General features: G+C 69.0%; 10 protein-coding genes. 4 read left to right on the plus strand and 6 right to left on the minus strand.

Going from position 1 to position 12,085, the window contains the following annotated elements; genetic code table 11:
- Positions 1-24 precede the first annotated feature (24 nt).
- A complete protein-coding gene (locus FHW84_RS18160; protein WP_167257398.1) occupies positions 25-777 on the plus strand; it encodes a carbonic anhydrase in 753 nt (250 codons plus the stop codon).
- 365 nt (positions 778-1,142) lie between these two features.
- Here FHW84_RS18160 and FHW84_RS18170 read toward each other — a convergent pair whose 3' ends face one another.
- Together FHW84_RS18170 and FHW84_RS18175 are read right to left on the minus strand one after the other, a co-directional pair.
- Entirely contained in the window at positions 1,143-1,682 is a 540-nt protein-coding gene (locus FHW84_RS18170; protein ID WP_167257400.1) for a hypothetical protein, read from the minus strand.
- Between the two features lie 136 nt (positions 1,683-1,818).
- Positions 1,819-5,142 carry an autotransporter outer membrane beta-barrel domain-containing protein gene (locus tag FHW84_RS18175; RefSeq protein WP_167257401.1) on the minus strand — a complete coding sequence of 1,108 codons (3,324 nt, stop codon included), beginning with the start codon at positions 5,140-5,142 and terminating at the stop codon, positions 1,819-1,821.
- 421 nt (positions 5,143-5,563) lie between these two features.
- On the opposite strand from FHW84_RS18175, the gene FHW84_RS18180 reads away from it, so the two are divergent.
- A complete protein-coding gene (locus FHW84_RS18180; RefSeq protein ID WP_167257402.1) occupies positions 5,564-6,010 on the plus strand; it encodes a GNAT family N-acetyltransferase in 447 nt (148 codons plus the stop codon).
- Here FHW84_RS18180 and FHW84_RS18185 read toward each other — a convergent pair.
- Positions 6,002-6,856: an NmrA family NAD(P)-binding protein gene (locus FHW84_RS18185; RefSeq protein ID WP_167257403.1), complete on the minus strand. Its 855-nt coding sequence runs from the start codon at positions 6,854-6,856 to the stop codon at positions 6,002-6,004. The two genes, FHW84_RS18180 and FHW84_RS18185, sit on opposite strands and share 9 nt — an antisense overlap.
- A 111-nt stretch (positions 6,857-6,967) precedes the next feature.
- On the opposite strand from FHW84_RS18185, the gene FHW84_RS18190 reads away from it, so the two are divergent.
- Positions 6,968-7,885, plus strand: coding sequence for a LysR family transcriptional regulator (locus FHW84_RS18190; RefSeq protein WP_167257404.1), 918 nt, complete (start codon positions 6,968-6,970; stop codon positions 7,883-7,885).
- Positions 7,886-7,909: 24 nt separating this feature from the next.
- Here the strand turns inward: FHW84_RS18190 and FHW84_RS18195 are convergent, their stop codons facing one another.
- Complete coding sequence (locus FHW84_RS18195; RefSeq protein ID WP_167257405.1) at positions 7,910-9,289, minus strand: serine hydrolase; 1,380 nt, start codon at positions 9,287-9,289, stop codon at positions 7,910-7,912.
- A 236-nt stretch (positions 9,290-9,525) separates the two neighbouring features.
- On the opposite strand from FHW84_RS18195, the gene FHW84_RS18200 reads away from it, so the two are divergent.
- Entirely contained in the window at positions 9,526-9,972 is a 447-nt protein-coding gene (locus tag FHW84_RS18200; RefSeq protein ID WP_167257406.1) for a hypothetical protein, read from the plus strand.
- 266 nt (positions 9,973-10,238) lie between these two features.
- Here the strand turns inward: FHW84_RS18200 and FHW84_RS18205 are convergent, their stop codons facing one another.
- Together FHW84_RS18205 and FHW84_RS18210 are read right to left on the minus strand one after the other, a co-directional pair.
- The gene (locus tag FHW84_RS18205) at positions 10,239-11,000 is read right to left on the minus strand and encodes a LytTR family DNA-binding domain-containing protein (RefSeq protein WP_167257407.1); all 762 of its coding nucleotides are present in this window, start codon (positions 10,998-11,000) and stop codon (positions 10,239-10,241) included.
- On the minus strand, positions 10,997-12,085 hold the full coding sequence (locus FHW84_RS18210; RefSeq protein ID WP_167257408.1) for a histidine kinase: 1,089 nt from the start codon (positions 12,083-12,085) through the stop codon (positions 10,997-10,999). The genes FHW84_RS18205 and FHW84_RS18210 overlap by 4 nt, the downstream gene beginning before the upstream one ends.

Here is a 12,085-nt window from a genome sequence, read left to right on the forward strand (position 1 = left end):
TTCCCCGATACGAATACCCAGACCATGACGCCCCCTTCGCGCCGCCAGTTCCTGCAGCTCTCCGCCCTTGCCATGGCTTCGGCGGCAACGCCCTGGGCCGACCTCCAGGCCCGCGCCCTGCCCTCGCCCGGCTTCCCGCCGCTGCCGGCGCACCGCCCCACGGGGCAGGAGGCGCTGGACCGGCTGTTGCAAGGCAATGCGCGTTTCGTCGCCGGCAAGGGCTCGGCCGCCTGCCGCACGCCGGAAGACTTCGCCAAGGTGGCGCAGGGCCAGGCGCCGTTCGCCGCCATCATCGCCTGCGCCGATTCGCGCACCGCGCCGGAAATCATCTTCGACCAGGGCGTGGGCCAGCTCTTCACCGTGCGCGCCGCCGGCAACGTGGTGGCCGGCAGCGGGCCGGTGATGAAGGGCAGCATCGAATACGCGGTGGCCGAGCTTGGCGTGTCGCTGATCCTGGTGCTGGGCCACAGCGAATGCGGCGCGATGAAGGCCGCCATCCAGTTCCGCCACGAGCAGAACAAGCCGGCCGGCGCGATCGACGACCTGCTGGAACTGATCTATCCGGCCGTCGATCAGGCCGTGGCGCAGGACGACAAGCTCAGCGGCAAGGCGCTGCAGAAGCAGGTGACCTACAACAACGTCAGCAACGGCGTGCAGCGGCTGCGCGGGCTGGATCCGATCATCGCGCCGGCGGTGCGTTCGGGGGCGTTGATGGTGGCGGGTGCGGTGCATGATCTGGCCACGGGTACGGTGACGGTGTGGCCGAAGCTGGCTTGATGCTGGCCGAAGCAATGCTCGTCATTCCGGCGCAGGCCGGACGAGCGCGCAGCGCGAAGAACGCCCGCAGGGCGGCCCCGAAGGGGTGAGCGAAGCGAATCATCCAGTAACCGCGCCGCCTGGTTTTCGGCAGAACGTTCAAGAGCAGCGCTCTGGGACTGCACGCTCCATAAAGCGCATCGCTACTGGATTCCGGCCTGCGCCGGAATGACGGAGGTTGGGGCTCCGTGCCTGCGGCGATATTCCGCTGGCGTTACTCCCAGGTACTGCACAAACGCACGCCGCAGATGATCGGCGTTGGAGAAGCCGCACAGCGCGGCCACCTGCCTGGGCGCATGGGCGCCTGCTCCAGACGAGCAGCCGGCTCACTCGCCGATCGCGTGGAAAACCTTGTCCGACGCCAGCGAGAGCAGGATCTTCGAGGCAGGCAGATAGGCGCAGCGCACGGCATCGCCCTTGCGCAGCTCGTTGAATACGCGCTCGGGCACGGCGAAGTTGCCGGGTTCCTTCAGCGGCGGCACCACCACGCGGATCAGGCAGTCGGGCGTGCCGCCGTTGCGGGCGAGATAGAAGCGGTCGCCGACGATGCCGTCGACGACCAGCTTCGAACCGACTTTCAGATCCTCGGCCAGCCGCTTCGCCTTGCGGCGCAGCGCCCACAGGAAGAAACCCGCCATCGGCAGCAGCATGCCGCCCAGCATCAGGAACACCCAGGCGTGCTTGTCGTGGCGATGTCCGAGGAAGGCGCCGGTCAGGCCGATCAGCAGGCATAACGCGCCGACGGCCATCATCAGAGTGGAGGCAACGGCGAGCACGCCTCGCGCCGTGCGCTGCGGCGACGCCGACCAGTAGGCCTCGACGGCCTCGCGCTCCCGCGGCGTGAGCCGCACGCGCGTGCCCGGCATGGCGGGGACTCGACGAGCGGCCATCTAAACCATGGCCCGCTGCGTTCTTACCGATCCCATCGCGCATTCCCTCGCAGGCCGGACCGCCCGGCGGGCCGCACCATGACATGCAGCCCGCCGCAGCGACAAGCCGCGGCTAGAAATTCACACGGAAGCCCGCCGAGGCGCGCCATCCACCGGCCAGTGCATCCGTCCGCGATGCATGCCCGGCTTCCGCATACGCACTCCACGTCAAACCGAACGCCACCCGCCCGCCCACGGCCACCTCGCGTGTGGTGGCGTGGCGCGCCGGCAGGATCACCGGCAGCGAACCACCGTCGAGCGAGGCGGTGATATCGGGGCGGTCGCCCACCGTATGCACCACCGCCACGCGGGCGTAGGCATCGCCGGTCAAGGTCGGGCCGAGGAAAAAGCTCTGGCCGAACAGCATGCCGGCGCGGGACATGAAGGTGTGGTTGCGCTGCGTATCGAAGCGCACGCGGTTGCTGGCCGTGTACCCGACCGCCCCGATCGAACCATAGGCCGCCTGCACCTGCGGCTCGATATAGCCGCCATGTTCGCCGCGGAAACGGCGGCCCACGCGCACCGACACGCTGGATGCGCGCGCATGGTAGCGGCCGGAGGTGACGCCGAAAGCGTCGCGCGAGGTGTAGTTGTCGCCCAGTCGCCCGGTGCGCGCCACAGCGTCGGCAAACAAACCGTTGCCCGTATTCCACACGCCATAGACGCCGACCGAATCGCCGCGCAGATCGGCGCTGCCGTTCTGCAGGTCGGCGCGGGATTGCGCATGCGTATACACCACGCCGACAGTGCCGCGGCCCTGGTCGGCATCCGCGCGCCATTCCGCACCGGCGCTGACGTTGGTGGCGTTCTGCCGGTAGCTGCGGCCGTCCGCGCTGTCGCCCTTCAGGCTGCCGCCGTCCGTATCGGCCCAGAAGGCGGAGCCGGCCGGCGCGTCGTCCAGGCGCGATGCTTCGCTGCGGCGGGAGACGGCGCGCTCGTCCAGTTGCCAGAGATTGGTCAGTGCAAGCGCGGCGTCGGCGGCGACCAGTACGCCGGTGGAGGGCGCGATCGCCACGTTGCCGGCGGCCGGATCGGAAGCGGCCGTGCCGGTGGCGGGTGGCGTGCCGCCGCTTGTAGTGGTGCCGCTGCCGGTGTTGGCATTCCCACCCGTCGTCGTGCCGCTGCCGGCGCCGGTATTCGAACCCGTCGTCGCGCCGCCGCCGCCGCCGGAGCCGGAGCCGGAGCCGGTGCCCGTGGTGCCGCCGCCATTCGGCGGCGCGCTCGATCCATCGCCAGCGATATCGATACCCGCCAGCAGGATCTGCCGATGATCCGCGCTCAGGCTCACCCGCGGCGTATAGCTGAAACGCACCAGCGCGTTCTGATAGGTGCCGCTCCACTGACCCGACAACCCGGCAGCGGCCAGGAAATTCGCCGTGCCGTTCGCCGCCGTGCTGGCGTCGACGATCACGATCGGACTGGCGGCGAGGATCGACGTGCCGGTGCGCAAGCTGGTGGCATTGATCCAGGACGTATCGTCCAGCGCCGGGTCGTACGCCAGGCGCACGTTCTGCGTGCCTTGCGCGCTGAACGAGCTGACGCCGCTGCCGAACACCACCTTGTCCGCCGTGCCGTTGCGCACGTCGCTGAGCAAGGTGAACGCAGCGCCGTCGGCAAGACTGACCGCCGCGCCGCTACCCGCACTGCTGCCGATCTGCAGCGTACGCAGGCTGTATGCCGGCACGCTGCCAGGCGCAAAGCTGCCCCAGCTGGCGGCCATGTCGATCGCACTGCCGCTGCCTACGCTGAGGCTGCCGGCGCCGAAGTCGGTGGCCAGGGCGCCGCTGCCGGCGGCGATCCAGCGCGCGCCGTTGTTCACCACCAGGTTGGCCGTGCCCACGGTGCCGTCCGTATCGGCCAGCACCAGGCCGTTGAGCCAGGAGCCGGAAGTATCGAGCTTCAGATTCAGCGTGCCGAGGAAGCCGCCGCTGTTCGAAGCGGTGAGCACATCGCCCTGGATGGCGACGGCATGGCCGCCGCCCTGGTTGATGTTGGTGGTGGCCGACGCCCCGGCCGTGGGCCGCGTGACCACGCCGTAGTGATTGGCCGCCGTCGAGCCCGCCGCCTTGGCGATGGACAGCGCGCCGTTGAAGTCCGCCGCGCCGTAGTTGGCCACACCATAGGTGGCGCCGGCCTTTTCCGACACCGTGATATCGACATCGCTGGCCGCCGTGAACGACATGCCGTTGCGGATGCCGTACGCCGAATGCGTGCCCTGGTTGCCGGTCGGCAGCAGCCGCACCAGCTTGCCCGCGGTGGCCAGGGTCATGCGGCCGTTGTTGTCGATGCCCAGCACGTCCGAGTCGCCCTCGAAGGTGCCGTTGGTGGCGGTGACGGTCAGGTTGCCGTCGAAGCGCATGTAGCCGTTGCCGCCATTGCCGCCGAAGTTGTACGCGCCGACGGTGTCGCCGAAGCGGTTGGGGCCGCCCTGCACGGTGATGGTGGCGTCGCCGAAGAACTCGGTCTTGGACAGGCGGTGGCCGGCATTGACGCCGAAAGCGGTGCGGTTGCCGAACGCCGTGATGGTGGTGGTGCCGACCACGCCGATATAGCCGTTGTTGCGGATACCCATCACCGTCGAGCCGCGGGCGATGGCGTACAGCTTCAGGTTGCCGCCGATCTCCGTGCGCGTGGATACGCTGGGGTTCCAGATGCCGTTGACGTTGTCCGACGGGTAGATGCCGCTGGCGGTGAGGTCGACGTTGCCGCTGATGCGCAGGATGCTGCGCCCGTCGCCCATGATCGCGTAGTTGGTGTTGTTGCTGTCCGACTCGGCCGTGAGGTTGCCGTTGATGGTGATGCGGCTGCCGTTGCCGGTGAGATAAATGACGCGCCCATAGCCCGGCGTCGACGCGTGCAGCGTGGTGTCGCCGTTGATGGTGATGCTGGCGAAATCGTCCGCCCACAGCGCGTAGGCATTGCCGTAGATGCTGCCGTTGCCCTTGGAGTTTTTGTCGTTGGCGGTGACGCTGATGGGCCCGTTGACGGTCACCGATTTCGGATCGGACTGCGGGCTGGAGGCAAAGATGCCGATGGCGCTGCCGCCGGTGGTGCCGGTGGCCGGCACGTCGCGCGTGGCGGTGATCGACACGTTGCCCGCGGTGGCGTCGATCACGCTGGACGAGGAAGACGAGGTGATGCCCACGCCCACCACTTGCGTGTTGGCCGATTCCACGTTGATGGCATCGCCCTGGGCCAGGGTGTAGGTAGGCGTGCCGTTGTTGCTGGTGATGATGTAGCCGGGGTTGTAGCCGCCGCTGCCGCCGGGCGCATCGTTGCCGGCCACGCCGGTGACCGGTTGCGTATAGACCGTGGCGGCCGCTTCGGCCGGCACCGCCACGCAGGTCAATGCCACCGCGATCGACAGCGCCAGCTCTTGCCTTCTTGCCTGGAGCATGGCCCCGGCACTCCCCTTCGTATGCTGCGTCTTGCCCATGGTCTGGTTTCGGCCGCCGATAAAACGTTGGACAAAGCACGCCACGGCTGGTCATTTCGGGCCAACCCGCGGGAGCTTCATCATGGACGGCGCCACCTTCGGGACACCGCGTTGTCGCGCTGCCGACGCATGCCCTTGCGGGCAAACGGCACGTCCCCTGTAGAACGCGGTCGACTTGCTTGGCGGTGGCTTTAGTAACACACGGGCCGCGCCAGGTGCCGGCGGTGTTGGCGCGGGCGTGACTGCAATCACGCGGGGTTTTTCAGTGCGGTGAGCGGGCGCACATACCGCGAAAAAACATAAAGCAGGTGGTGGATATCGAAAAACATCCACCATTCGCACCAGGCGCGGTCCAGGCACGCCACGCGCTAGGCTGTGCGGCATGACCATCGCCATCCGCCTCGCCACCGACGACGACCGCCCCGCCCTGCGCGAACTGTTCCTGCAGGCGCGCCGGGCCACCTTCACCTGGGTCGCCGCCGACAGCTTCCGGCTGGAGGACTACGATGGCCAGACGCGCGGCGAGCGCGTGCTGGTGGCGCTGGACGGCGACGGCAGCCTCGCCGGCTTCGTCGCGCTATGGGAGCCGGACCGCTTCGTGCATCACCTGTATCTCGCCGCCGGACAGCAGCGACGCGGCATCGGCCGCGCGCTGCTGCAGGCGCTGGGCTGGCCGGAGCAGCCGCTGCAGATGAAATGCCTGCGCCGCAACGAGGCGGCGCTGGCGTTCTACGAGAAGCTGGGCTTCGCGGGGATCGGCCAGGGCCAGGGCGCCGACGGCGAATACGTGCTGCTCGCCTCGCACCGGGCGCGGGCCGTCTCAGGCTGAGCGCTGCACGATCCGGCGCAGCGCCGTTTCCAGCGACGTGGCCGCCTTGCGCGGCGCGCCTTCGAAATCGATCCAGCCCTGGTTGAAACCGTCGAGCATGCGCATGCGCGGCTGCGGGTGCTGCGCGCCTTGCTGGCGAAACAGCGCTTCCCATTGTTCGCGCGGCACCGCCTGCGCACCTACCGGCTGGCCGAGCACGGCGGCATAGGCGCGGGCGATGTCCTCGGCGCCGTAGCGCGCCGGACCTTCCAGCTCCTGCACCAGGCGGCCGTTCCAGCCGCGCAGCAGCAGTTCCGCCGCCGCCGCGCCGATGTCTTCTGTGGACACCATCGGGATACGGTGATCCAGCGGCTGCAGGAAGCTGTGGATCGTGCCCGCGCGTGCGGCGGGCAGGTCCCATGCGGCGTTCTCCATGAACCAGGCCGGGCGCAGGAAGGCCACCGGTATCGATACGCCGCCGAGCGCGCGCTCCATCAGCCCCGCATTGTTCAGCAGGTTCGGTTCGGCGAGGTGCGCGCCGACGGTGGAGAGAAACAGCGCGCGTCCCGGCTGCGCCTGTTCGAGCGCCTGCCGGAAGCGTTCCGCCAACGCGTGGATCTGCGGAAAGCCCGGCGCCGGATCGTAGTCCGGCGGCATCATCAGGAACACGCCGTCGACGCCTTTGAAGGCGCGCGCCAGCGCGTCGCCATCGTCGTAACCGGCCAGCGCCACCTCGCAACCCAGCGCCCGCCAGGGCTCCCCTTTAGCCGCATCGCGCACGACGGCGCGCACCGCCGCGCCGCCCGCCAACAGCGCGCGCGCCACCGCGCCGCCAACCTGCCCCGTGATACCCGTGATCGCATACATGTCGAAGTTCTCCTCAAGCCAGGCGGCGTACGGCCGCGTCGGCGGGCATTGTTCGACTTCGCCCGCCCTGCGGCGATAACATCAATGGCATTTCATCCATGACTGGCGCGCATGAGCGGATTCGACGAACGCACCCTGGTCGGCCTGCGCGTGTTCTTCGCCGTGGTCGATGCCGGCAGCTTTGCCGGCGCGGGCGAGATCCTGGACATGTCGCAGCCCGGCGTCAGCCGCGCCATCGCGCGGCTGGAACAGCGCCTGGGGCTGCGCCTGTTCGACCGCACCACGCGCACGGTCGCGCTGACCGAGGAAGGCCGCCGCTTCCACCGGCAGGTGACGCCGGTACTGGCGGAGCTGGAGGAAGTGGTCGACGAGGCCGCGGGCAGCGCGGGCGCGGTGCGCGGCAAGCTGCGCGTGGGGCTGCTCGATCCGCTGTTCGCGCAGCTGCTGCTGGCGCCGCGCATCGAAACCTTCCTCGCCCGCCATCCGCAACTGCAGCTGGAACTGCTGGTGCGCGACCAGCCCGGCGACCTGGTCAGCGAAGGCATCGACCTGGCCATCCGCTTCGGCGAACCGCGCGCTTCCGCCCTGGTGGCGCGCAAGCTGCTGGAAACGCGCGTGCTCACCGTGGCCGCTCCGGCCTATCTGCGCCGCCACGGCCGGCCCGCCACGCCGCAGGCCTTGAGCGCGGACGGCCATACCTGCATCGACTTCCGCGATCCGGCCAGCGGCCAGCCCTATGCCTGGGAATTCCACCGCGGACGCAAGCGGCTGAGCGTGCCCACCGGCGGGCGCCTGATCGTCAACGACGTCGGCACCATGCTGCATGCCTGTCTCGCCGGTTATGGCATCGCGCAGATGATGTCGCTGGGCATCGGCGAGTTCCTGGCCAAGGGCAAGCTGGTGGAATTGTTTCCCGACTGGCCGGACGAGCGCTTTCCGCTGTACGTGCTGTATCCGTCGCGCAAGCATCTGCCCGCGAAGACGCGGGCGTTCGTGGATTTCCTGGTGGAGCTGTGCGGCGCAGGCTGAGCGCTGCGCCGCGGCCGGAACCCTTCAGCGATATGCCTCGATCGCCGCCTTGATCAGCGCCAGATCGTCGCGCATGCCGTAGTACGGCGGTGCGGAATAGCCGAAGCGCGTGATCACCAGGTGCGCCGAGGGAATCACGTAGATGCGCTGGCCCATGGTGCCGCTGGCGTAGAAGCCTTCCTTCGGATAGCCGGAATCGATCCGCCACTTCGCCTCTTCGCTGCGTCCGTCGTTGGTCCAGAAGCCCGCGCCGTACGGGGAATTCAAGGTGGAGCGGCGCGACCAGTCCATCCAGCCTTCCGGCAGCACGCGCTTGCCGTCCGGCGCGATGCCGTCGCGCAGGTACAGCCAGCCGAGGCGCGCGTAGTCGCGGGCGCTGGCATACACGTAGGTGGAGCCGATAAAGGTGCCGGCGCCGTCGAATTCCATCGTCACGTCGCCCATGCCCAGCGGCGCGAACAGCTCGCGGCGCGCGAACTCACGCATGCCCGGCGCACCGCCGCCGACCACGCTGCCGAGCTTGCGCGCGAGCAGTACGGTATCGGCCGAGGTGTATTCGAAGCTGCGGCCCGGGGCTTCCTTCGCCGGCTGCGCGGCAGCGAAGGCAGCCATGTCGCCGTGCAGGAATTCCATCTTCGCCACCGGGCTTTCGGCGGACTCCGCTTCCTCCACCGCCAGGCCGCTGCGCATGCGCATCAGATCTTCCAGCGTGATGACGCGGCGCGGATCGTTCTTGTCCTTCCATTCCGGCGGGTTCAAGGGTTCGTCCACGCGCAGCTTGCCCTGGCGCACCAGGATGCCGAACAGCGCGTTGGTGAACGACTTGGCCACCGAGAAGCTGAGCAGCGGCGAGTGTTCGTCGATGCCGTCGGCGTAGCGCTCGGCGACGACCTGGCCGTCCTTCACGATCACCACGGCCTTGACGCGCTTGACCGGCTGGCCCGCATGTTCGGCGAACACGTTGTCGATCGCGGCGGTGACGGCCGGCTTGCTGGAAGCGACGCGCCCCTTCGGCGCGAAGCCATCCGCCCTGGGCGCGATGGGTGCATCGGCGACCGCGGGCAAAGGCTGGTCGCCCGGCAGCACCAGGCGGCAGCCGTAGCCGGGCGTGAAGCGGGCGCGCGCCAGCTCGCTCAGCGGGCCGGACACTTCGACCGTGCGGGTGTCACGCGATACGTGCACTTTCAGCATGCGGCCGAAGTCGCCGAGCACCGGCATGACGAGTTGGTCGAAGGTCTGGTCCGGATCCTGCCCGCCGACGAAGGTCATCGAGCAGACGTGATGGGCGGCGACGCCGGCGGCCACCGGCAGGATCTGGCTGAGCTGCGTAGTGCCGTAGGCGCCGGCCGCGGCGGCGAAAGCCGTGGTGGCGAGGCTGGCGAGCACGATGGATGTCTTGCGCATGGCGGTCGGTCTCCGTGGGTGTGGCCAGAGTCTGCGGAGACCGGCGGGACGGAGGGGGACGGATTGGGACGAAGGCCCCGGGGGCGGGGACGAAACCCGGATGGGCTGGCAGGGAGGCCGGAAAACGGTGCCCGTTTGCCGCGGACTTCCAGGCGGGCCATGCCATCGGCGGCCGCCCCGGTGTCACAGGCGGCTATGGCTCAGCCCCTCCCTCCCATCTGGAAACAGGTCCCCGCATGATCGAAACCACGCATCGCACGAAAACGATGTTGCTTATCTCACTGTTCGCCTGGATGGCTTCGCCCGGGGCGCCGGCGCAGAGCGCGCCGCCCCCGGACGCTCCGGCCAGCCTAAATCTGCAGCTTCCGCCCCAGCCCGCGGGCGAAAACCACGAAGCAAAAGAGCGTAGCGACTTGAACGGCAAGGCTCAGGCCGAACTACGGCAGGAAATGCGTCGGGGCGTTCCGCGAATGCGCTTTACCGATCCGGAAGAACAGCGCCCGTCTTCCATCACTACGGCCGAACGGCAGTTCGAAGCCCACCGGAACATGTTCGACCGCCAGCCCGCGTGTCCCACACCGTTCGGACCGCCGCAGGCGCCGACGACGATGTCACCGGAACGACAGCAGCCTCGATGCCGCACTTGGCGAAAATCCAGGAATGGCTGGCAAGACAGCCCATAAAACAACGCGATGCCCAGCCCCTCTCCCCTCCGGGGAGAGGGTTGGGGTGAGGGGCCGGGCGGAGCGGAGAAGCAGGAGCGGAAAGCATGCGCTGCGCTGTCGATCTTCTTCCGCGAGCACCCGCCCCTCATCCGCCTGCCGGCACCTTCCTCGCTCCTCTACGCGAAGAGGGCACAGGGATGTGCCCGGCTTTGATGAGCGAGGAATGCCGCGCACATCCATGTGCGCTCCCCGCGTGCTCCCCGGCGGGGAGAAGGATTCCTTCGTCAGATGGATATCGACAACCCCGGCGGCAGGTTCTCCAGATACCGCTTCGTCCACGTCACCCGCGCCCCATCCCGCAGCAGCAGCCGCTTTTCCCCTTCCGGCCACGGCTGCACTTCGCGGATGGCATCGAGCTGGACGACGGTGGAGCGGTTGACCCGCACGAACCGCGACGGATGCAGCCGCGCCTGCATCGCATCCAGCGTGCCGCGTAAACGGCGCGGTTCGCCATCGACGAAGACCTGCAGATAATTGCGGTCCGACTCGATGCGGTCGATGCGCTCCACCGGCACCAGCTCCGCCGCATCGCCCACCGGCAGCAGCAGGCGTTCGAGATAGCGTGCCGGCGGCGGCGCGTTTTCCAGCAGGCCGTCGACGCGGGTGCTCAGGCTCAGCGATGGCGCCACCTTGTCGCACAAGCGGCGGACCGCCGCCTGGAAGCGCTCGGGGCCGACCGGCTTGAGCAGATAGTCGAACGCATGCACTTCGAACGCGCGCACGGCCTGGTCGTCATGCGCCGTGACAAAGACGATCTCCGCCGGCAGCGGTTCGCCCAGCGCCTGCAATACGGCAAAACCGTCCATGCCCGGCATGCTGATATCGAGAAAGACCACGTCGGGACGCTCGCGCTGGATCAGCCGCACCGCTTCGCGCCCGTCGCCGGCTTCGCCCACCCACACGACACCTTCGGCCTCGGCGAGATAGCGCCGCAGCTTGGCGCGCGCCGGCGCCTCGTCGTCCACCACCACCGCGCGCAGCGTCATGCCGCCTCCCAGCGCCGCGCGGGCAGCCAGACGGTGACCACGCTGCCGCCTTCCGGCAAAGGCTCGAGGCGAACACCAGCCTCGTCGCCATAGAGGTGCCGCAGACGGGCCTCCACATTGCCCAGCCCGATACCGTGGCCCGCGCGTGCGACGCCACCGCCGCCATCGCGCACTTTCACGGTGAGGCGGTTGGCATCGCGTGCGGCTTCCACGCGCACCAGGCGACGGTCGCCCTGCCCGCCATGCTCGATGGCGTTTTCCACCAGCGGCTGCAGCAGCAGGAAGGGAATGCGTAGGTCGTCCAGTGCGGCGTCGCCCTGCACGTCCGCGTCCAGGCCGGCGCCGAAACGCGCCCGCTGGATGTCCATATACAGCGCCAGCAGTTTCCACTCGTCGGCCAGGCGATGCTCTTGCGCGCCGGCCGACAGCGTCGCGCGCAGCAGCGAGCCGATGCGCGAAAGCATCTCGTCGGCGACGGCCGGCCGGTCGTACATCAGCTCGGACACCGCATTGAGCGTGTTGAACAGGAAATGCGGATTAAGCTGCAGGCGCAGCGCCTCCAGCCGCGCCTCCGACAGCGCCGACTCCAGCTGCGCCGCGCGCAGCTCGCGCGCCCGGCCTTCGCGGTAGCGGTCGAACAGCCACAGGCCGACCGCGATCAGCACGTAGAAAAACAGCTGGGTCGGCACTTCCATCACGTAGCGCCACACGGTGGGCGCATAGTCGTCCGCCGGGGCCCCCACCAGGCCGAACACCAGCAGGCGCAGCCCCATCATCAGGCTGGTCTGCGCCACCGACAGGCCGGCGAACACGGCGAGGTGCCACGGCAGGCGCCAGCGGCGCCGGCGCAGCCAGCGCAAGGCGTAGAAAACCGGCGGCAGGAAGGCGCCGAAGCTGAGCGAGCCGGTCAGCTCCTCGATCAGCAACGGCGGAAACGGCGCGACGTGGCCATAGGCCACGCCGACCAGGTAGCGGTTGAGCGCACGCATCGCGCCGATCGCCACCAGCAGCAGCACCCACAGCACCAGCGCGTACCGCCGCCATACCGGCGGCGGCGCGGCCGCGCTGCCCTGCTCCGCTGCCAT

Source organism: Dyella sp. SG562, from assembly GCF_011759495.1.
GTDB lineage: Bacteria > Pseudomonadota > Gammaproteobacteria > Xanthomonadales > Rhodanobacteraceae > Dyella_D > Dyella_D marensis.

What these genes read in the sequence shown, in the direction of transcription:
- FHW84_RS18205 (WP_167257407.1), bottom strand. Translation starts at nt 11,000, where the DNA reads ATGACGCTGCGCGCGGTGGTGGTGGACGACGAGGCGCCGGCGCGCGCC.
- FHW84_RS18160 (WP_167257398.1), top strand. Translation starts at nt 25, where the DNA reads ATGACGCCCCCTTCGCGCCGCCAGTTCCTGCAGCTCTCCGCCCTTGCC.
- FHW84_RS18180 (WP_167257402.1), top strand. Translation starts at nt 5,564, where the DNA reads ATGACCATCGCCATCCGCCTCGCCACCGACGACGACCGCCCCGCCCTG.
- FHW84_RS18195 (WP_167257405.1), bottom strand. Translation starts at nt 9,289, where the DNA reads ATGCGCAAGACATCCATCGTGCTCGCCAGCCTCGCCACCACGGCTTTC.
- FHW84_RS18190 (WP_167257404.1), top strand. Translation starts at nt 6,968, where the DNA reads ATGAGCGGATTCGACGAACGCACCCTGGTCGGCCTGCGCGTGTTCTTC.
- FHW84_RS18210 (WP_167257408.1), bottom strand. Translation starts at nt 12,085, where the DNA reads ATGGCAGCGGAGCAGGGCAGCGCGGCCGCGCCGCCGCCGGTATGGCGG.
- FHW84_RS18185 (WP_167257403.1), bottom strand. Translation starts at nt 6,856, where the DNA reads ATGTATGCGATCACGGGTATCACGGGGCAGGTTGGCGGCGCGGTGGCG.
- FHW84_RS18175 (WP_167257401.1), bottom strand. Translation starts at nt 5,142, where the DNA reads ATGCTCCAGGCAAGAAGGCAAGAGCTGGCGCTGTCGATCGCGGTGGCA.
- FHW84_RS18200 (WP_167257406.1), top strand. Translation starts at nt 9,526, where the DNA reads ATGATCGAAACCACGCATCGCACGAAAACGATGTTGCTTATCTCACTG.
- FHW84_RS18170 (WP_167257400.1), bottom strand. Translation starts at nt 1,682, where the DNA reads ATGCCGGGCACGCGCGTGCGGCTCACGCCGCGGGAGCGCGAGGCCGTC.